Raw genomic sequence first — 21,183 nt, 5'->3', positions numbered from 1 at the left:
GGAGCCACTCATCGTGTCTACATCTCACACAATCTTCGAAATAGTCGGTCCAATCGCCACCTTGACCTTTAACCGTCCGGATGTGCGAAACGCCATGACTTGGAGCATGTATCAAGCCTTGATCGACGCGTGTGACGCTGTTGACGCCACTAAAGGTATCCGCACGCTCGTATTAAAAGGCGCCGGTGGCCAAGCCTTCGTATCTGGCACCGACATCGGCCAGTTCCGGGAGTTCGAATCGCCTCGTGACGGTGTTAACTACGAACGCCGGCTTGACGAGGTGATGGACCGTCTTGAACGAGTCACAAAGCCAACCATCGCTCAGATCGAAGGCGCAGCCACTGGCGGCGGCTGCGCGATCGCGTTGGCGTGCGACTTGCGCTACTGCACGCCTGAATCGAGATTCGGGATACCAATTGCCAAAACCCTTGGTAATTGTTTGTCCGTTGCCAACCACGCCCGCTTACTCGATCTGATCGGACCAGCGAGAGTAAAGGAGATGATCTTCACGGGGCGGCTGATCAACGCGACCGAGGCTGCCACGCTGGGTCTTGTCAACCGGGTGGTTGAGGCGCACCACCTAGCACAGTCGGTGCGTGAAGTTGCCGCAGCCATTGCTGAAAACGCGCCTCTAACCATCATGGCCACAAAGGAGATCACCCGCAGGATTCTAGCTAGCCGTCGACCCGACCCGGCTGATGGACGCGAATTGATCGAACTCTGTTACGCGAGTGACGATTTTGCCGAAGGCATCGAGTCGTTCTTAGCAAAACGGCCACCGAAGTGGCTGGGGCAATAGCCCTCTATTCTTAGGCTTGCCGCGCCGGCTGTTACTAAACTCCACAGAAAACTGTGACGATTCAGGGAGCTTTACGGTATGCCAATCCCCAGAACTGTGAAGAGCAGATAACAGTAAGCTGCACCAACAATCGTCATCGACAAACCCCAAGCCATTAACTTATTAAATAAGGCGCGTGGGTCTTCGGTCTTTGGCGCGGCGGCCAGGCAGAGAGCACCCAAAGTTGAAAGTGCTGACACATCGACAAGGTGGCCACCGACATTCATCGCTGACGCGATTGCGATCGGCTCGACTCCACCCAGTAAGTTGGCAAGCCCCGGCACCGTCGGTAACATCGCCGGCAAGACGACACCAGAAGTGCTACTGTAAATTGAAATAAAGCCCGTCGAAAAGGCTATGACCGCCGTTACTGAATCCGGCGTCGATATGCCAGCCAGTAGTTGGGTGAAGAGAGCGAGGCCGCCGGTCTCGTCGAGCAATGAGATCAGTACGGTCACACCGCACACCATCATGATGACACGCCACGGCATCAGATTCACTGCTTTCAATTCATCGCCTACCTTGAGCAGCGATAGCAGAATGGCGCCCGTAAAGGCACCCATCCCGATGTTTATTCCAAAAAAGATGACGCCGACAATAAGAGTAAGGATTACGCTCATCGTCACATAGTGGCTCCGGTCAAAGCTCCAATCGGTGGCCTCCTCAGTGCCAGGATTATCCGGAACCTCAATCTCGCCATTGTGGCGCCTCCTTATCAGCTTCATACCACCCAATAGGAAATACGCGCCGAAGGCGATCACCGTGTGCGCCACCATGTTGTTGAGGTAGTTGTGCCACTCGAACCCGGTAAGCCCAACATCGGCCATGATGCCATTGACGATGATACCGGTAGGTGCGATAGGCGATAGCGAACCGGCGTTGGCACCGTTTCCGACCATTATCGCGACCAAGAACGCGGGTATGCCGACTTGCCCCGCCACCACCATCGCCATGGGTGCAATGATTGCGGTCGCGGCAATGTTACCGGGTCCGATTGAGGCAAGCACGAAGGCCAACGCGAAAAACATCATCGGTATGACACCTGCGTTGCCGCGGCAGTACAGCACGGCTCGGCGCGCGACCCGGTCGAGGGTGCCGTTCGCCTGAGCCTGTGAAAACAACAAGGTCACGCCAGCCAGCGTCAGAAACAAGCGGGTTGGGAAACCCGCCATGACCTGATTTGCGTCGATGCCGGCATGGAGACCCACTAACCAGGCCAGACCAATGGCCAGAAAACCCACGTGTAGCCGGATCGTGCAGCTAACAACGATAGTGACTAATAGGGCAAGTAACGAAATGGTAGCGACATCCATCAAATAGAGCCTTAGAGCCTCAAGGAAAAAGCGCGACGAGTATATCAAGGCGCTGGCATTCAGCGGATTTGGCCCTCGAGTTAACATTTCCTGTTCTGAGGCTCGGAGGTGTCAGGTTTCTAGGTCGTTACGAGCGAGTCGAAGTACAGTGGTCACGTGCCGAAAGTGACACGCCACCCTACGCATCCGATTGCGGAGCGTCTTGCTCAGGAACTTGACGGCGACGTTCGCTTCGATCCGATGACCCGCGAGTTGTTTTCCACCGACGCGAGCAGTTACCGAATCGTTCCGATCGGCGTTGTGTTTCCGAAGCACTTCGAGGATGTCCAGCGCATCGTCGACTTGACGGCACGCGACCAGATCGCGCTCCTGCCTAGGGGTGGCGGTACCAGCCTAGGCGGCCAAACGGTCGGTGAGGCAGTGATCATCGACTTTTCCAAGTACATGCACCAAGTACTTGAAATCAACTTGGAGGAAACTTGGGCACGAATCCAACCTGGGGTCGTACTCGACAACTTTAATAGTCTCCTGCAACCGACCGGCTTCATGTTCGGCCCTGAAGTGTCGCCATCTTCGCAGGCCACTCTGGGTGGCATGGTGGGTAACAACTCATGCGGTTCGCGGTCGATCCAATACGGCAAAATGGTGGATCACGTTGTCGAACTCCGAGGTGTTCTCGCAAGCGGTTCGGTATTCAAGTTTGGATGTTTATCGGAGGCTGAACTTGCGACCACGCTACAGAAAGACACTGAGACTGCTCTGATCATCCGGGCCGTGAATGACCTAGCAATTACCCATCGTGACGAAATCGATCAGCGTTTCCCAAAGATCCAGCGGCGTGTCGCCGGTTACAACCTAGATGAGCTTGGGCTCCGGAACGGGTTCAATCTGGCTGGATTACTCGTTGGGTCAGAAGGTACGCTCGCCATCAACACCGAAGCACGCGTGCAACTCGTCCGAAAGCCTAAGCATGCTGTGCTTGGCGTGTGTCATTTCAAAACATTCTCGGATTCAATGCACGCTTCGGCGTCCATCGTCACATTGGAGCCCTACGCCATTGAACTCAGTGACAAGTTATTGATCGATTTTGCACGCGAGTCACCACTCCATCGAGACAAGCTTCACTTTGTCCACGGTAACCCCGAAGCACTGTTAATTGTTGAATTCGCTGGCGAGGAACTCAGCCAACTAAATAAGAAACTTGACACTCTCTCTGTTCTGATGCGTGACCTCGGATTCGGCGACAACGTCGTTAGGGTGACTGAACCTTTACGGTGCGCTGAAGTGTGGACGGTTCGTAAGGCTGGACTCGGGCTCTTAGGTAGCGTAAGGGGGGGCGCGAAGCCAGTCGCCTTCGTGGAAGACACCGCGGTCGCGCCCGAACAATTGCCGGAGTTTACGGCCGCATTTAGAGAGGTCCTCAATAGGTACGGCGTTCGCGCGGCTTTCTATGGCCATGCTTCGGTCGGGTGCCTTCACGTTCGGCCAATGCTCGACTTACGAAAAGCAGAGGACGTTGGAAAATACCGCGCGATTGCTGAAGAAGTTACTGAACTAACCATGAAATTCGGTGGCACACACTCTGGCGAACACGGTGAGGGACTCGCCCGATCTGAGTTCAACCCGAAGGTATTCGGCGAGACACTCTATGCGGCGTTCCGGGAAGTGAAAGCGGCGTTCGACCCGCATGGCCGGATGAACCCTGGCAAGAAGGTTGATGCACCGCCGATGGATGAGAATCTTCGATACGGCGCCGCTTACACAACTACTTTCCCAGTGCCTATTCTTGACTATGCCGAATTCGGAGGAATGGACTCGGCCATTGAAATGTGCAACGGAAACGCTCGGTGTCGGAAATCGGAAGTGGGAACAATGTGTCCTTCCTACATGGTGACACTCGATGAAATGCATTCAACGCGCGGCCGCGCCAACGCACTCCGTGCGGCGATCTCTGGTGGATTACCAACCGAAAGCCTGTACTCCGATGAGATGCACGAGGTGATGGAGCTCTGCATCGGGTGCAAGGCCTGTAAGCTCGAATGCCCGTCGCAAGTCGACATGGCTGAGCACAAGTACGAGTTCCAGGTGCAATATCACGCTAGGACTGGCGTGCCGCTACGCACGTTAGCGCTGGGTCATGCCCATGCCGTGGCGGCGATCGGGTCGGCCTTTGCACCGCTGTCAAATCTTGGTCAGTGGGGTCCGCTGCGATGGTTGACCAACACTGTCCTCGGTCTGGACAGCCGCCGGTCGCTTCCTCGTTTCCGGCGTGACACGTTCTGGCGCTGGTGGCAGCAGCAATCCGCAAGAACCCAAGTCCATTCACCTAAAACTGTCGTTCTTCTGGCTGACACCTTCACGAATTACTACGAGCCTGCAGTGGCGATTGACGCGGTACGAGTACTTGAGGCAGCAGGCTACACAGTCGTTGTACCTAAACCCACGTGTTGCGGTCGACCACAGATCTCAAAAGGATTGCACGCACCCGCGGTCGATGCCGCGCGCGCCACTGTCATGCAATTGCTGCCTTATATCGACCGCGGCGTCCCGATTCTCGGCCTTGAACCCTCCTGCCTACTCACTTTCCGCGACGAATACCCAAGTTTGTTGCAGTCGGAAGAATCGAAGACACTCGCAGCTGGGTCTTGGCTAGTGGAGGAGTTTCTCGCAAATGAAGCGGCAGCAGGGCAACTGACACTCAACTTGCGTTCGAGAGACTCAGAAGTCCTTCTGCATGGCCATTGTCACCAGAAGGCGATCGCGACAACACGCGCAACTCGTGCCGCACTTGACTTGATTCCAGGCCTCAAGGTATCTGAGATCGATTCGGGGTGCTGCGGCATGGCCGGTTCATTCGGCTATGAAGTCGGTCATTACGACCTGTCGGTGGCTATGGCCGAGCGTGTCCTCGCTCCGCGCATCAGAGCAGCTTCGCAAGACACCACCATCGTCGCCAATGGGACGTCCTGCCGCCACCAGATCGCCGACCTGACAGGCCGGACCGCCTTACACGTGGTACAAGTTCTTGCCCGAGCTCTCAACACGAGCGGCTGATCAGACGTGATACGCTCCCCATTGGATAGAGTTCTTTAACGTGGCTGGTATCACCTATTCACTCGTCGCACCACACACGCCTAGGATGGGCATCGAGGACAAAGCTCCAGACTTCGTCCACGCACTCATTAATAGTCAGAAGGAAATGGGCGAAGTGGTCCGCGCGACAAAGCCTGATGTCCTCATCATCAACTCAGCGCACTGGGTATGCACGTTTAACTGGCACGTGACGTGTCAGGCCGAACATATTGGACACTGTGTTGCCAATGAAGCTCCCGAATTGATCGACGGTGTGCCGTATCACTGGCGAGGTGACGCTGAAATGGGCCGCGCGATTTTGAGCGAATTCGAGGCAGACGGCATTCCGGGCGCTCCCAATGAAAGCAAGTATTTCCAGTGGGACTATGGATCGTGGGTGCCAGCAAAATATCTCGACCCGGACGCTGAACTCGCAGTCGTCCTGATCGGGACTGTTCCCAGTTCGGACATTGACGAGTGCCTAAAAGCTGGGACAGCCATCCGTCGGGCCGCTGAAGGGCTTGGGCGGCGGGCACTCTTCGCTGCCAGTTGTGCGTTTTCACACGAGCTTGTGCGGGGACCTGCTGAGTGGCCGACCCACGATCGGCAACAGCTCGACCATGAGTTTATCCAGATGCTTACGTCGGGGCGGATCGCAGAAGCAAAGAGCTGGTTCAAAGAGTACAACGATGCGGTTGTCGGTGAGATGGGCGGCCGTAACCTTGCAACATTTCTCGGTTGCCTTGATGAAACATCGGCGCGCGCCTACACCGGGAAGCAATACGGTCCCTATACACAGTCGTCAGGTAGCGGTAACGCCAACATTGCACTCTGGCAGACGTAGTTACCAACTGCCGGTCGTCCAATTCTCAGTTCTCTGGTCTCGAGGGGGCGAGGCGACAACCAAGGATTGCAACCACTTCGGAAAGGAACGCCATGAGTGTGCAAGAAGATTACGAAAAGGTTTATACCGAGCTAATTGGATTTGTCCCGCCACGTATTCAACAACGTATTCGTCTTGGTCTTGAGGTCGATCCTGAGTTACTACGTCAGACTGAACAGATCCGTCAGACTGCGATGTACCCGAAATGTTTCGACGTAAAGACAGCTCAGTTGATCCTAGTGGGCATCCTGCTAGCGCACTTGGCTCCGGCGGCTGAGTTCCACGCGCGCGCGGCCAAACGTGCTGGGGCAACCAAGGAAGAACTGCACGCCGTGGCTGGGCTGACATTTCTATTTCGTGGCCTGCCGGCGTTCAATCTGGCGTCTGAGATCATCAATAAAATCTTCGACGAAGAGGCTGCATAGGAGCGCATTAGGCCCATGAAGCATTTGGTCCAGGCACTCACAGTCGAATGGGCGCACTGTGACGCTGCCGGCATCGTCTTTTATCCTCACTTCTATATCTGGTTCGACCAGGCCACCGAGCGGCTCTTCGCAGCCAGTGGGCTGGCCTACGCCGCGCTACGTAAGCGCGGTATTCTTGGGATGCCGTTACTCGAAACTGGCGCACGCTACGAAAACCCGTGTCAACTCGGCGAACCACTCACAATGGACACGTGGGTCGAGGAATGGCGGCGGAAGACCCTGTTAGTCAAGCACCGCGTCGCCCACACTGATGGGCGGTTAGCGTTAGAGGGTTTCGAACTCCGGGCTTGGGTTGTCGACGCGCCTGATTCAGCGCGCGGGATGCGGGCTGATCCGATTCCCTCCGACATTATTGCTCACTTCGACGATTAAGCCTGAAAGCTAGTTATACTGTTTCCTTTCACGCTTGAAAAAGTTCGAGGATAAATATTATGACGCAAGTCCACCACAGGGCCGATCAATTTGACCGGCGAGATCGCTACGAAGCACTCATGGACGTCGTCCGGACACGGATGACGAACCGGGCGTTCGCGGCTCACGACATCCCCACCGAACATTTCGAACTGATTCTCGAGGCCGCGAGGCATGGGCCTTCCGGTGCCAACTGCCAACCGTGGCACTACATCGTAGTCCGTGATCCCGCACAAAAAACTGCGATCGGCGACCTTTTCGTTGAAGAGCAGCAGACGCGCGCCAAACTGAAGATGAGTTTCCCGACACCCAACTATACCGGGATGCAGACTGCGCCTGGATTCATTGTGGTCGCTGCGGACTTTCGTTTCATTCAGGCGTTTCCGGTTCTCTCCGACGACTCAGCCCAAGCACAGATGTATAAAGAGAACGCCGAACGCATTTTGCTTCAAAGTGTCGCCGCCTCGACGATGTCGGCACACCTCGCTGCCGCCTCGCTTGGCTATGCCGTCTGGTGGGTCACAGCGATCGGACAAGCGCGCATTCAGGAAGTTGTGAAACCGATGCTTGGCGTGCCAGAAGCGTTATCGCTCGTTGACATCATGTGTTTCGGCCCACCACTCAAGCCATCTTACAAGCGCTGGAAGAAACGACTAAACCAGATTATGAACTGGGACCGCTTCGACCCTGCCAACGTTATGTCCGACGAGCAGGTCAAACTTTGGATTAAGAATACCCGACACAAAGTTATGTACAAGGACGAGTCAAAAATCGACTAACGGGTAAATTAATAATGCCGCAACAGTTTTACTCAACGGGTGCGGCTACGCCCGTGGGAATACCGAGCGTCGACACGCGAGTCATCGGAACAGCCGCAGTGCTATTTGCGACCGGCATGGTCTACCTCACACGGACCGTGCACATACAACAGGCCATGTTGTTTCTGGTCGGCGGCGTCATCGGTTTACTTCTTTATCACGCCTCGTTTGGGTTCACGTCGTCATGGCGGGTGTTTATCGCCGATCGTCGCGGCACCGGTTTGCGAGCACAGATGCTCATGCTGGCCGCGGCCTGTCTCCTGTTCTTCCCAGTTCTGGCATCGGGTACACCAATTTTCACTGATTCGGTCCGTGGGAATGTCGACCCACTGGGTTTGTCAGTTGCAGCCGGCGCATTTCTGTTTGGTATCGGCATGCAACTCGGTGCCGGTTGAGCGACTGGGACCCTCTTTGCCGCCGGTGGCGGTAACACACGCTCAGTCATCACACTTGGGGCCTTCATCGTTGGCTCAACCTTTGGTGCGGCACACGAACACTGGTGGAAGGCACTGCCCGATCTCCCAGCGGTGTCACTGCTCACGAACTTCGGTCTGATCGGTGGACTCACAATAAGTTTTGCGATGTTCGGAGTGGTGGTAGCCATCACACTGATTGGGGAGCGTCAGCGGCATGGACAGGTCAGGTGGTCCGAAAAAGAAGAAGACCCAAGACGGCATGGGGTTGCTCGTCTCCTGAGGGGACCTTGGCCGCTTGTCGTTAGCGCTATCGGTTTAGCACTCGCCAACTTTGCTACGCTGGCCCTAGCTGGACGACCCTGGGGGGTGACCTCGGGCTTCGCGCTCTGGGGGTCAAAAATGGCCGGGGTGATCGGATTTGACCCGGCATCTTGGCCCTACTGGTCGTCACCCTACAGAGCCGTGGCACTCGAAAACAGTTTAGTCACCGACATCACAACTGTCATGAACCTCGGAATCCTCCTTGGCGCGATGGCAGCGGCCGGGTGCGCCGGACGCTTCGGTTCGGTATGGCATATTCCGCGGCGGTCACTTGTCGCAGCTATTTTGGGGGGCTTACTGCTGGGGTATGGCGCCCGACAGGCCTACGGGTGCAATGTCGGTGCGTACTTTAGCGGGATTGCCTCAGGTAGTCTCCATGGCTGGCTCTGGCTCGTGGCAGCTTTCTGCGGAGGTATCCTCGGCACGTGGCTGCGGCCAATGTTTGGTCTCACTGTCGAGCGAACCGAAGGAAGCTGCTAAACAATCATTTCGTCTTGAGCGTTGGGCTTGCTAGGACGACCGCTTATCGACAACCCGATGCGCCTTCGCGTGGGTATCGCATGGTGGGAGCGTATCCGGGGGAAGAAGCTCAAGTTTCGACCTAACGCGCACAGCAGCAGACAGTGCTTGGCGGAGTCGCTGCTCTAACTCTGCCTTAGCATTTTCCTCAATGCCTGGCCTCATCTCAGCACGGATGGTCAGTGTCGGCAACGTCCCGCTGCCGCCAATGACGATCTCATACTCGTGCCCCAATTCGGCGAAACTGCGCACAACACCCTCGATCGCGGACGGATACAGATTTGCGCCGCGAAACCAAATCATGTCATCGACGCGACCCTCAATCGCATCACGCAAACGAGTACCAGTGAAGCCGCATGCGCAGGCATCGTCGGCGGCCAGCCTCGCAATATCCCGTGTCCGATACCGCAGCAGCGGTTGCGTGTCGCCGACCAGATTCGTGTACACAACCTCACCAGGTTCACCAGGAGAGACGGGCTTGCCCGAATCAGGATCAACGATTTCGGTAATCACCAGGTCGCTAGCAATATGCAATGCAGTGGAATGCCGACAACCTCCACCAAGAGGGAAGATTTCGGTCATGCCGTAGCCGTCATTGACGAATGTGCCCCAACCATCCATTAGTCGTTTACGTGTCGCGGCTACTGCTGCACCTGGCTCGCCGACAGACAGGACAACCCTAATTCCCAATCCGGGCAAATTAATGCCAATTTCCTGAGCAAGGTCGATCAGGTACAAGAGATACGAAGCTGTGCCGTTCACACTCGTCGGACGGATCTCTTCCATAAGCCGAAGCTTTGTCTTTGAATCAAGTAAGCCGGCCAGCACAACCATCGCTCCAGCACGCGCGGCACCTTCGGCTCCCGCCGTTGGTCCCATCAGACCATCCACCGGTCCCAAGGTCATCGTAATGTCACCAGGCCCCACACGTGGGTTCCGTTGAAACCTGTCGAGCACGTAACCCCAGTCGCGGCCTGAAAAGACTCGCCGCAGCGGACGACCTGTCGTACCAGACGTCGTCATGAATTTCGTCAGCCGTGTACGCTCGGCGCCAACGTACGACCCGAACGGTGGATGCTCGACCTGGTCCGCTTGTAGTTCTTCCTTGGTGCAGAACGGTAAACTTGCAAGATCTTCGAGACCGCTGATATCACCAGGGATAACGCCGGCCTGGGCGAATTTTCGCCGCCAGAATGGCGTCGCGTCGTACACGTAGGCAACCATCTCCCGCAACCGCTCAGCTTGAAGCGCGCGAAGCTCAGCCGGCGTCAAGCGTTCTAGGCCGGGGTCTAGCACCGTATAGTCGGGCAGCATTACCATCACTGAATTACCTTGAAGCAAACAACGTGCAACGTTCCGGATTAATGGTCAGCCAAACTCGCTCGCTAACGCCTACAGAACTAGCCGACGGCACCTGTGCTCGGATCGTTGTACCCGCCACCGTGAGATGGCCGGTGGACCTCGACATCAACTACACCGGGGCGGAATCGAATCTCGCTCACCAGGCTGAGGAACCAATTCACCGCCAACCGGCCGGAACAGCCGCTTATGCGGTACAGGCAACCCATAGAGTCGTGCGGCGTTACCACCAAGAATGAGGTTGAGGTCATCTTGCACAATGTCGAGACGTAGAAGTTGTTTCAAGCTCCAACCCCACACATCCACCTGATGTCTAACGAGGGGTTCCTTTCGAAGCTGAACAGCATAGGCTGGAGGTTGGTTCCCGTATTGCGCATGGAATGGGATGCTAGCACCCCAATCACAGCCCCAAAGCAGTTTTTCTGGACCGATGTTCGGGTCGAGCAAGGCCTTCATGTACATCTCAGTCCACCACAACCCGGTCTCAAGGTAGACATTGTCGTGGGCCGCCGCAACGGTCATCGCTTCCTCGACGAATCGCTGCGACCACCAACCTTGCAGGCCGCCGTGGTCAAGCACGATAGGCACGTCGGGATATTCGGCAGCCAGGTCGGTGGCCCAAATCGGATTAAGCGACTCAGGCCAAAAATGATGCGTGAGTGAATAGCCCATTACGACGCCGGTATGGATACGTGCAACGGATTTATGTTTCTTCGCAACGTCCATAATCGGGCGGATCTGGTCCATCCGTTCCGTCTGGCCGAGTGTCCGCTTGTTCGTGTGATCTGCCGGCATCCCTTCGCCCAGCCCGACGAACTTGCCCGTCGACAGCAGTTCGTCAATTTCCTCCGCCGCCGCCTGAGGCGTCCATTCGATCTCGCCCTTCCGCGCCTTCCGCTGCGTCTCCATGGCGGTACACACCGCCACGAACTTGTCGGGGTGTCGCTCGACAACTTCAAGATTGAGAGCATTCGTCATGCCAAACGCCGGAAGCAACACGCACATGTCAACGTCATAGCAGTCCATGTCGTATAGGAGTCGAGCAGAATTATCGTAAGGTGTCAGGCCCCGCATAACACGTCCGAGGTCGCTGTAGCGCGCCTTGCTGGTATCCAGCTTCGCTTTCGCAAACTCGGGGCCTGCCGCGAACCGCTGAGCATGCACGTGAGTATCAACAATGAATCGACCAAGCTTCATGCAGGTCTCCTCCCGAACGGGTGGTCAATGCCGCGGGAACCGCGGGCAACCAAATCTTACCGCTGCTGCCTAACCTTTCCAACCACAGCTATAATCGGCCCTTCGGCCACGCTTGCAATGTCAGAACTCGACCTTTGCTTCCTCACCGCCACCGAACTTGCTGGACGTATAGCTACCAAGGATGTATCAGCACGCGAGGTGATGACCGCTCATCTAGAACAGATCGAACATGTGAATCCAAAAGTCAACGCCATTGTAACGCTCGTGGCTGAGCAGGCGATGGCCGCTGCCGGGAAAGCCGATGAGGCAATCGCTCGTGACGAGTCGGTCGGTCCACTACACGGGATACCGGTTGCGCACAAGGATTTGATACCGACTAGGGGCATTCGGACCACGCTCGGCTCCCGCGTGTTTGCCGACCAAATACCGGATCACGACGGACTGATCGTTGAGCGCTTGCGTGACGCCGGCGCGCTCACGATCGGCAAGACGAACACGCCGGAATTCGGTGCGGGATCACAAACATTCAACGAAGTTTTCGGCGCAACACGGAACCCGTACGACCTAACCAAGACGTGCGGTGGGAGCAGTGGCGGTGCGGCGGTCGCAGTTGCTACCGGAATGACACCCATCGCCGATGGAACGGACTTCGGCGGTTCACTACGGAATCCCGCCGGATTTTGTAACGTCGTTGGGCTCAGGCCGTCAGCGGGGCGGATACCAGTATGGCCAACGCCGGTTCCGGAGTTTCGGCTTGACGTACAGGGACCAATAGCCCGAACGGTGGAAGATGTTGCATTGATGTTGAGTGTGATCGCTGGTCCCGATGCGCGTTCACCGATTGCACTACCTGAGCCAGGCTTGTCTTTCAGACAGTCTCTCATCCGCGATTTCAGTGGTACACGCGTCGCATGGAGCCGTTCGTTGGGTGGTCTACCAATAGATGGTCGTGTGACCGCCGTCGTAGAGCCAAATCGAGCAATGCTTGAGACACTCGGGTGTCAAGTTGACGACGCAGAACCCGACCTGTCAGATGCGGATGAAATCTTCCGCGTCTGGAGAGCCTGGTACTACGAGTTCGCATTCGGGAAGCTGCTTGACTCACATCGTGCTGTCCTCAAAGACTCCGTCGTTTGGAATATCGAAGAAGGCCGCCGGCTCAATGCTCAACAGCTCGATCGAGCTACAGTCGCCTGGACTAAGTTGGCGCAACGAGTCGAGGATTTTTTTGAAACGTTCGCGTTTCTAGTACTTCCGGTGAGTCAGGTGCCGCCGTTTGATGTCAACACCCCTTACGTCACCGAGATCAACGGCGAGGTGCTTCAGACTTATCTTGACTGGATGCGGTCGTGCTACTTCATCTCGGTTACCGGACTCCCGGCAATTGCAGTGCCCTGCGGCTTCACAAACACTGGCTTGCCGGTAGGTATCCAGATTGTAGGACGCACCGAAGATGATTTCGGACTACTCCAGCTTGCTTACGCGTTCGAACAAGTGACGGGCGTAGGCCAGCACCGGCCTGCGATCGCCGGAGCTGGGTAACGGTGGGTAGTTGGGGCCACGTATGTATCTCTGTCCGAGGTGAACAAGGTCTTTAGAATTGCGCTGCCAAAACCTCGAGACAGCGAAGTAGCAAATTCACTCCAGGGGCGGCCGTAGGTCAAAAACCGAATCGGCGACCTCTAAGCCCTCACGGTGGATCTCGACCTCAGCAAGGATATCGGCGATCACTCCGGGATACTGAGAGCCAACGTCGAATCGTTCCGCGGGGTCTTCGCCGAGGTGGTAGAGCAGCGGCGGGTCGTGCTCCTTACGCGCTGGTGGCTCGCCGTACGAACCCTCCGTTATAAAGTGAGCCTTGAACATCCCTTTGCGCATGGCATACAACTCATCGGCTCGGTAGTAAGGCATGGTGTTCCGCGGGCTTGCACCGGCCTGAAGCAGCACCGGTGTCAAATCGAGACTATCGATTGGTCTGTCAGCTGGTACTGCACCGTCAGTCAAGGTAATCGCCGTCGTGAAGACGTCGAGCGTTGATCCTATTTCGTGAACCGTTGCCGGAGAAATTGTGCCTGGCCACCAGAAGATTGCTGGCACACGCATTCCGCCCTCAAAAGTCGTGGCCTTGCCTTGCTGTAAGAGCCCGGCCGAACCACCCTGCTGTTTGTAGACGAGCCATGGACCATTGTCGCTGGTAAATAGCACGATGGTTCGCTTGTCCAGTCCTTGTAGGCGCAACGTACTAAGAATTTGTCCGACGCTCCAATCAATTTCTTCGATCACGTCGCCATAAAGGCCGGCAGCACTCGCATCAACGAACGTCTCGTCCGTGAACAGTGGAACGTGCGGCATGGTGTACGGCAGATACAGAAAGAACGGTTGTTCTTGGTTCGCCTCGATGAATCCCTGCGCTTCCTCGGTATAACGGCGCGTCAGCTGAGTTTGATCTGCGGGCAGCTGGATAACTTCATCGTTGCGCATGAGCGGGACGTTCCAGTATTCACTTTTTGGCTCGAGAAAAATTGACGCCAAAAACGGGGCGTCGCGGTTAATCGTCTGCTGCATGTCGTTGGAGTACGGTAGACCAAGCCATTGGTCGAACCCGTGAGCCATAGGAAGATAGGCTGGTAAATGGCCAAGGTGCCACTTCCCAAAGATACCCGTGGCATAGCCGCGCGCGCCGAGTGCCTCAGCCAGTGTGGTCTCATCGGCGCTAATGCCGCTAGGGGTGTCTGGAAAGAGAACACGGGTGCGTTCCCTCGTGCCATACATGCCACTACGAACTGGCAATCGCCCAGTTAGCAATGCAGCCCGGCTTGGTGAGCAGACCGGGGCACCGACGTAGAAGGTAGTCCATTTCTGCCCTTCCGCTGCCATCTGATCGAGATTGGGGGTCCGGATTGTCGGATGCCCATAAACACCCAAGTCGCCATATCCAAGGTCGTCGGCGAAAAGAATCACCACGTTCGGTGGTCGTTCCCCAACTGCCGCCGGCTCATCCGGAACCGCCGAGCAGCCGGTGACCATTAGAAGCACGGACACGCCAACTGTAACTCGCGCTCTAAACGTCCAAGTCGGCATCAATAAGGTTCCCACAGAAGGACCGTGATTATAGATCGTTCTGGGGCATCCGATGTCACGAAGGACAGTGCGGAACAAGTCATCGGGGATTCTCTTCACCGGGCGAAGGGATATCTTCGTATGACAGGCCTGGAACGGGACGGCCGTGTACGTGCTTCCTTGGCACACAGCCACTTCAGTTGCTTGCTTTGCAAGGATCAGACCACTAGACTGCAGACGTGGCGGCACCAGCCGACGTCTTACGACGGTAAATCCGAAACATTTTCAAATGGTGACGCGTTCGTGCATCGGTGGCGGCCCTGCCCGCATTGCAATGCGGACCGATGCCCGTGACATTATCTCGTTTCTAGACCAGAACCATCGGTGTCGATTACCACACGAGAACTGACGCTACTAGATGCGCTGATGCTTAACATCGGCGTTATGCTGGCTACAGCCCTCTTCGTTATCCCAGGTGTCGTGATCAACAACACCGGCACGGCTTGGTTGTCGGCCCTCGCATGGCTAACTGCTGGCGCGATTACGTGGTGTGGTGCGGCAACCTTCTCGGAACTCGGCGCGCGCTATCCGCAGGCGGGCGGACCCTACGTCTTTCTTGGACAAGCATATTCCCCACTTTGGGGGTTTCTATTCGGCTGGATACTGCTGATGGTCATCCAACCGGCCTCGATCGCCGCCTTAGCCATCGCGGGCATGACCTACGTAGGCGCTTTGACTCCACTCAGCCCAGTGATGACAACAGGCGGTGCGGTCGCACTGATCTTGGGATTGTCGATTTGGAATGCGTCAGGCCTTCGTCGCAGCGCCGCAATCCAAAATGTCTTGACGGTCGTCAAGCTCGTGTTATTGATCATGATGGTTGTCGGTTTTTTCTGGTACGGCGGCGATGGAATGGATACCTTTCGTGCGCCGTTTCCTGACGCGACTCTGACCCGCACCGTCGCCGGCTTTGGTGCAGCCGTGGCCGCGGCACTCTGGGCGTTCAGTGGCTGGACCGGGGTGACTTTAGTTGGCGGCGAACTCCGGAACCCGTCAGTTACCCTTCCTCGTGCTATGTCCTATTCCGTGATTGCCACGACTGTGCTCGCTTTGCTATTAACCTCTGGGGTTCTTTGGGCACTTCCGCCAATCGACGCGTTCGACTCCCAACGGATCGTGGCCGACGCTGCGACACACGTGTTCGGCGGTGTCGGTGGCCGGGTAGTTACATTAGCAGTTATCGCTTCCTGCTTGGCCGCGGTCAATGGCTTACTCTTCTCGGGTGCTCGCGTTACTTACGCTTTGGCTCGTGATGGCCTCTTCGTGAACTGGGCAGCGACGGTCAATGAGCAGAAGGTGCCAGGCAACGCACTGTTATGTCAGGGCATCTGGGCCAGTTTCCTAGCCTTTACGGGCCGTTATGAACAACTTTTCACCTATGTCGTAGTGGCCGTGTGGCTTTTCTACATGCTCGGTGCGTTCGCCGTGGTTACCCTTCGGTATCGTCGTCAAAATGACTCTCGACCTCACGAAGTCGCTGGCTACCCATATATTCCGGTAATTTTTGGCACTGTCGCCTGGGCGTTAGTTTTGCAAACCCTGTGGAGCCATCCATGGGATGCAATTATCGGGACCAGTCTTGTGCTCACTGGTATACCAGCGTTTTGGTACTGGAGCAGACGCACAAACAGGGACGTGTAGTCTCTTGCGGCCAGATCGGCTATTGTTTGCGACAGCTACGGGGACAATATCGTTTTTACCTGAGCAGCGGCAGCGCGACTTGCCGCAAGGATTAATAACCCCGGTGTCGAGCGGATCTAGGTCAACGATATGTTTGGTGGTGCCGTGGCCGCGTACGTGATCCAGCGAAGCTAAGGTAATTTGTAACAGCCGGTGGGTTAAAGGGGCAAGACAGCTGTATCTTGCCGAGCAACTGGGCTTTCGAAAGATTCTCGACACAACGTTCATGATTGCGGCGCTTGTTCCGAACGGCACCAATGAAGATGACGTTAGAAAGTACTACCGTGCATTGAAGCGTGCACAGGTGGACATCGACCTTCGTCCAGAACGTTACACGCACTTCTACAAAAAGTTCTTTCCGCCCCGGTGGCACGACGTAATGGACCTGAGGATGTTCGGCCCAGGTGAACGGATTGTGTTCTTACCCTACGACCGACGTATTTTCGACAGTACGCAGCGCTGGGTGGCAGACCGTGGCATCTTTGAAACAGGTTTGGAAGATCGCCAGGGGTACGCTTGCTCCGTGGCGGGTGAATTGACGTCTAGCGCAGACGCCTGAAAAAACCCTGAAGTCCGTGTAAAACTCTTACCGGCATTCTGTTAATTGATCATCGTGTCCAACATCGTCGCTATTGACCGAAAGAATTGGCTATGAGTAATCGCTTCGCCAGAGTGTTTCGCGAAATACAGTCAGAAATAAAAGGCCCTGACGGCAAGATGTACTACGGATGGTGGAATGTTGCGGCCGTCTTCCCATGTGTCATTTTTATTTTCTCCACTGCGAATATGATGCTCCAGTTGATGTATCCGGCAGTTGAGGATGCACTGAATCTGACCCGAGCCGAAGTCGTATCGATTTATTCAGTGAAGTCCGGCACCGCGGCCATTGTGGCATTCGGGGCTGGCTTCCTGATTGATCGCTTCGGCGTCAAAACCATCTTGTACGTTTGCGCCACTATGACGGGGCTGGGCTTTGTTTACTTCCATTTCGTTGATGGGAAATGGATGTGGTGGCTTGCTGGAATTCCGCTCGGGTTTTCCTCGATTCCACTCCTTTTGGCAACTAAGACTTTGGTCGCCCGCTGGTTTAATCGGCGATTAGGTTTGGCACTCGGCTTGGCAGCGAGTGCAACGAGCATCTCCGGCATGGTATTCCCTGTCTTCTTTGCCTGGTTGATCGAAACCTTTGGCTGGAACAATGGGCTCCCAATCATGAGCCTCGCGATCCTTTTCATAGTCTTCCCAGTCGTGTACTTCATAGTGAAGGATGCTCCGACGAAGGACGAAGTTAGTCGAGAATTCGGTAATCAACCGGCCAGTCCACGCACATTCGTCAAAGGTCGGCTAATTGAAGAAACCCGGGGCGACATTGGGTCCAGCTTTTCGAACATTTTGAGGAAGCCAGTGTTTTGGGTACTTTGTGTGGTGCAGTTCTTCATTGGATTCGTGGATCAGGGGTTCACTCAAAACGTGACCCCATTTCTGGTGAAAGACCTAGGCTTCACGTTGACTCGAGTGGCTTTCACCGTAAGTTTGTCGTTCATCTTAGGCTTTTCGTCAAAGATCTTTTTTGGTTGGTTCTTCGATCGGTATTCACTCAAAGGGATTTCCGTCTGCTACGTAATGATCGCGTTCTATATCGCGCTCGCCTTCGGAATACAGGGAATGGTCACCCTGGTCATCTTCCAGCTAGCACGGGGATTTGCGCACGGGGGCGTTCTGATGGAAGAACCAGTGGTCGCGAAACACACTTTTGGTCCGGGTCATCTGGGAAAAATTCTCGGAACGTTTAGCTCCATAACAGCGCTTGGCTTAATGCTTGGTCCGATCACGGTCGGTTGGTGGTATGGACAGGCTGGCAACACATATTATCCAGCATTCTTCACCTTAGTCGGCATCATGCTTGCCTGCGCGACAGCCATGTTCTTAATTAAACCGGAGTACCGACTGCAACAATTGGCGGCGAAAGATTCGCCAACGTAGTAGTTAACCGGATTAGGAGCCGTCGACCGCTGACCAACCGGTCCAGCCGGGGCCACGGACCACGCGTCCAGGCGTTGCACCGGTGTGCTCGCCGTCTCGTAGCACCTGTGTGCCATTTACCCAGACATGCACCATACCTGTGGCATATTGGTGCGGGTCCTCGTAGGTCGCGTGATCTTGGATTTGGGCCGGGTCAAAAGCGACAACGTCTGCAAAGTAGCCCGCGCTGAGTTGGCCCCGATCGCGGATCCGCAGATTCCCAGCAGGCAGCGACGTCAGTTTACGGATAGCTTCTTCCAGGGAAATGATCCGTTCGTCGCGGACGTAGCGTCCGAGTAGCCTCGCAAAATTGCCATACGCACGCGGATGCGTTGAGGAATTTAAGAAAATCCCCTCGGAGGCGTATGAGCCAGCATCCGAACAATAGCTAATCCACGGCAGGCCAATTTGCCGAGCGACGTTCTCTTCCGACATCAAGAAGTAAACGACTTGCACACGGCTACCATCTTCAACAACGAGGTCCATCGCAGTATCGGACATCGAGGTCCCACGTGCCGCCGCTACCTCAGCCAAGGTTTGGCCTATGTACCCTCGCAAACTAGCGTTCATAAAACCGACCAGAAGCGTCCCCTCAGCACCAGCTGCCAGCAGCAGATTCTCCCATTCGTTGGTCGGCGTCGTCATCTCCTGTCGAACTCGGTCGCGGACGACCGGGTCCTGAAGCCGGTCGGCCCAGGCGTTGTAGCCACCTTCCTGCACCCACGGTGGCATTCCAGCATCCAAGCCGGTCGAACCGGCCGTGTAGGTGTACATGTTGGCGGTGATCTCGAGCCCCTCACTACGCGCTGCTTCAACCCGCTCGATGACATCGCCAAGCTTGTCCCAGTTGGATTGGCCGGCAGCTTTCAGGTGATAAATCTCGGCTCGTATTCCACTTTCACGCGCGATTCTCAGTAGTTCATCAACCGACTCAAGCAGCGCGTTGCCTTCACTGCGCATATGCGAGATGTATAGCCCGCCATACTCAGCAGCGACCTTCGTTAGCTCAATTAATTCGTCCGTTTTTGCGTAGAAGCCTGGCGAATAAATAAGCGATGAGCCAATGCCGATAGCGCCCTCCTCCATTGCCTGCCGCACTAAGTCCCGCATGCGGTCTAGTTCATCCACAGTCGGTGGACGATCCTCGTAACCAATCTCATGGACCCGAAGCGTCGTGGCACCGACAAACGATGCGATATTCGGCGACACGCCCTTACCCGCAAGGTGTTCGAGGTAATCACCAAGCGTCGTCCATTCAACATCGAACTTAATGTCGCCTTGACTCGTTACCTCTAACGTCTTCATCTGATCAGTCAAGGGACCGCCTGACACCCCCTCACCAAAAACTTCGAGGGTCACTCCCTGCCGGATGTCGCCCTGAGACCGGCCGTCTTCCAATAACGCCTCACCGGCCCAGCTCAGCATGTTGATGAAGCCGGGAGCGACCACAAGCCCCGAGACATCCAACTCAGTCACACCGCGCGAATCGCCCAAATCACCAACTGCAGTGATTCGATCATCATTGATTGCGAGATCGCCGACAAAGCTGGGCGTCCCTATACCGTCAACGATTGTGCCGTTACGAAGAATGAGATCGTGGTCGGGTGGTGGCGCGCAGGCGCTGACCAGCACGAAAGCGACGAGAAGCGATCTGTGACGCAGCATGAATCTCATTCCTTCAGCTTGGTGTCAACGGTCCTTCAGCTTCAGCAGCCTGACGGCGTTCGCGCGATAGATCTTATCGCGATCGGTTTCGCTCAATTCGAGTTCGTCGATGATCTTGATCGTCTCTCTGATATACATCGGCCCCTTCTCGGGGTCGAACGGCGAGTCGGATGCAAAGACGACATGGTCGGCACCAAAGAAGCTGATGCCACAGATTGTCGCCGCGCGGGAGCCGAAGACTGCCGTATCAGCATAAAACATGCGGAATAAGTCGATCGGCCGCGTCTCCAGTCGCTTAAGCACAGCGCCCAAATTCTCGTCCGAGGTTCGACTACCGAGTTGGTCCCAACCGGGTCCGACGCGACCTTCGAAATACGGCACCATACCGCCCATGTGATGCGTAATGATTTTCAATGACGGATAGTCGTTGAGTAATCCTTCAAAGACGATCCGTGCCATCGTAGCGCTTGTCTCATACGGCCAACCGAAGGTCCACCAAATCTCGTATTTTGAACTGGTCTCGGTCAGATAGTCGGTGAAACTGGCCCCGCGCGCTGGATGCATCCAGATCGGCAGGTCATGCTCGGCCATCGCCCCGAAGAGTGGCCTGAACTCAGGCGCGGTCAATGGTTGTCCATTAATATTCGTGAACACCTGAACCCCGCACGCACCGAGGTCATTAACGGCGCGGTGGGCTTCAGTGACGATCCCCTCGGACGCATTCATCGGAAGCGAAGCGACGAAGCCGGGAAACCGATCGGGGTGTCGCTGCACCAGTTCAGCCATCCCGTCGTTGGCAGCCTGAGCCAGTTGGGTCGAGACCTCCGGACCACCCAGGACTTCAAGTGGCGGTGAGGCAAGTGACAGAATTTGTCGGTAGTCGGGACCGAACTGATCCATTACACGAAATCGCTCATCGAGGTCCACCAGCATCGGAATGCCCCGGACCCGTTGCCCGATGTCCTTGAAATCACCAGCGACTTGCATCATCAGCTTATTAAACGGTTCGGGAAAGATGTGATTGAAAATGTCTATTTTCTGCATAGTTTTTTCATTGGCCTGGT

General features: G+C 55.8%; 16 protein-coding genes and 1 pseudogene. 11 read left to right on the top strand and 6 right to left on the bottom strand.

Annotation, left to right across the window (positions count from 1 at the left end; translation table 11 throughout):
* Positions 1–13 precede the first annotated feature (13 nt).
* Complete coding sequence (locus QGH09_02705; GenBank protein HJO17096.1) at positions 14–799, top strand: enoyl-CoA hydratase/isomerase family protein; 786 nt, start codon at positions 14–16, stop codon at positions 797–799.
* Positions 800–870: 71 nt separating this feature from the next.
* Here QGH09_02705 and QGH09_02700 read toward each other — a convergent pair whose 3' ends face one another.
* Positions 871–2,151 carry an SLC13 family permease gene (locus QGH09_02700; protein ID HJO17095.1) on the bottom strand — a complete coding sequence of 427 codons (1,281 nt, stop codon included), beginning with the start codon at positions 2,149–2,151 and terminating at the stop codon, positions 871–873.
* 165 nt (positions 2,152–2,316) lie between these two features.
* Here QGH09_02700 and QGH09_02695 point away from each other — a divergent pair, with 165 nt between their 5' ends.
* The 6 genes and pseudogenes from QGH09_02695 (at position 2,317) to QGH09_02670 (ending at position 9,037) form a co-directional block, all read left to right on the top strand.
* Positions 2,317–5,205, top strand: coding sequence for an FAD-linked oxidase C-terminal domain-containing protein (locus QGH09_02695; GenBank protein ID HJO17094.1), 2,889 nt, complete (start codon positions 2,317–2,319; stop codon positions 5,203–5,205).
* A gap of 40 nt (positions 5,206–5,245) precedes the next feature.
* Positions 5,246–6,067: a hypothetical protein gene (locus QGH09_02690; GenBank protein ID HJO17093.1), complete on the top strand. Its 822-nt coding sequence runs from the start codon at positions 5,246–5,248 to the stop codon at positions 6,065–6,067.
* A 92-nt stretch (positions 6,068–6,159) separates the two neighbouring features.
* On the top strand, positions 6,160–6,531 hold the full coding sequence (locus QGH09_02685; protein ID HJO17092.1) for a carboxymuconolactone decarboxylase family protein: 372 nt from the start codon (positions 6,160–6,162) through the stop codon (positions 6,529–6,531).
* A gap of 15 nt (positions 6,532–6,546) precedes the next feature.
* Positions 6,547–6,963: an acyl-CoA thioesterase gene (locus QGH09_02680; protein HJO17091.1), complete on the top strand. Its 417-nt coding sequence runs from the start codon at positions 6,547–6,549 to the stop codon at positions 6,961–6,963.
* A 59-nt stretch (positions 6,964–7,022) separates the two neighbouring features.
* On the top strand, positions 7,023–7,781 hold the full coding sequence (locus QGH09_02675) for a nitroreductase family protein (GenBank protein HJO17090.1): 759 nt from the start codon (positions 7,023–7,025) through the stop codon (positions 7,779–7,781).
* 14 nt (positions 7,782–7,795) lie between these two features.
* Positions 7,796–9,037 (top strand): annotated as a pseudogene (locus QGH09_02670) (YeeE/YedE family protein).
* A 30-nt stretch (positions 9,038–9,067) separates the two neighbouring features.
* Here the strand turns inward: QGH09_02670 and QGH09_02665 are convergent.
* Positions 9,068–10,396 carry an AMP-binding protein gene (locus QGH09_02665; protein ID HJO17089.1) on the bottom strand — a complete coding sequence of 443 codons (1,329 nt, stop codon included), beginning with the start codon at positions 10,394–10,396 and terminating at the stop codon, positions 9,068–9,070.
* 147 nt (positions 10,397–10,543) lie between these two features.
* On the bottom strand, positions 10,544–11,632 hold the full coding sequence (locus QGH09_02660) for an amidohydrolase family protein (GenBank protein ID HJO17088.1): 1,089 nt from the start codon (positions 11,630–11,632) through the stop codon (positions 10,544–10,546).
* Positions 11,633–11,749: 117 nt separating this feature from the next.
* Here QGH09_02660 and QGH09_02655 point away from each other — a divergent pair, with 117 nt between their 5' ends.
* Positions 11,750–13,174 carry an amidase gene (locus QGH09_02655; GenBank protein HJO17087.1) on the top strand — a complete coding sequence of 475 codons (1,425 nt, stop codon included), beginning with the start codon at positions 11,750–11,752 and terminating at the stop codon, positions 13,172–13,174.
* Between the two features lie 96 nt (positions 13,175–13,270).
* Here QGH09_02655 and QGH09_02650 read toward each other — a convergent pair whose 3' ends face one another.
* On the bottom strand, positions 13,271–14,713 hold the full coding sequence (locus QGH09_02650) for a sulfatase (GenBank protein HJO17086.1): 1,443 nt from the start codon (positions 14,711–14,713) through the stop codon (positions 13,271–13,273).
* Between the two features lie 363 nt (positions 14,714–15,076).
* Here QGH09_02650 and QGH09_02645 point away from each other — a divergent pair, with 363 nt between their 5' ends.
* The 3 genes from QGH09_02645 to QGH09_02635 all read left to right on the top strand — a co-directional run bounded on the left by QGH09_02645 (position 15,077) and on the right by QGH09_02635 (position 18,415).
* Complete coding sequence (locus QGH09_02645; protein HJO17085.1) at positions 15,077–16,393, top strand: amino acid permease; 1,317 nt, start codon at positions 15,077–15,079, stop codon at positions 16,391–16,393.
* A 265-nt stretch (positions 16,394–16,658) separates the two neighbouring features.
* A complete protein-coding gene (locus QGH09_02640) occupies positions 16,659–16,991 on the top strand; it encodes a hypothetical protein (protein ID HJO17084.1) in 333 nt (110 codons plus the stop codon).
* 92 nt (positions 16,992–17,083) lie between these two features.
* Positions 17,084–18,415, top strand: coding sequence for an MFS transporter (locus tag QGH09_02635; protein ID HJO17083.1), 1,332 nt, complete (start codon positions 17,084–17,086; stop codon positions 18,413–18,415).
* Positions 18,416–18,427: 12 nt separating this feature from the next.
* Here the strand turns inward: QGH09_02635 and QGH09_02630 are convergent, their stop codons facing one another.
* Both QGH09_02630 and QGH09_02625 read right to left on the bottom strand, forming a co-directional pair.
* The gene (locus tag QGH09_02630) at positions 18,428–20,119 is read right to left on the bottom strand and encodes a D-aminoacylase (GenBank protein HJO17082.1); all 1,692 of its coding nucleotides are present in this window, start codon (positions 20,117–20,119) and stop codon (positions 18,428–18,430) included.
* A 24-nt stretch (positions 20,120–20,143) separates the two neighbouring features.
* Entirely contained in the window at positions 20,144–21,163 is a 1,020-nt protein-coding gene (locus QGH09_02625) for an amidohydrolase family protein (GenBank protein ID HJO17081.1), read from the bottom strand.
* Positions 21,164–21,183: the final 20 nt, after the last annotated feature.

This window comes from Vicinamibacterales bacterium (assembly GCA_036012125.1).
In the GTDB taxonomy this organism is placed as follows: domain Bacteria; phylum Acidobacteriota; class Vicinamibacteria; order Vicinamibacterales; family UBA823; genus UBA11600.
This window is presented reverse-complemented; position numbering and strand designations above follow the sequence as displayed.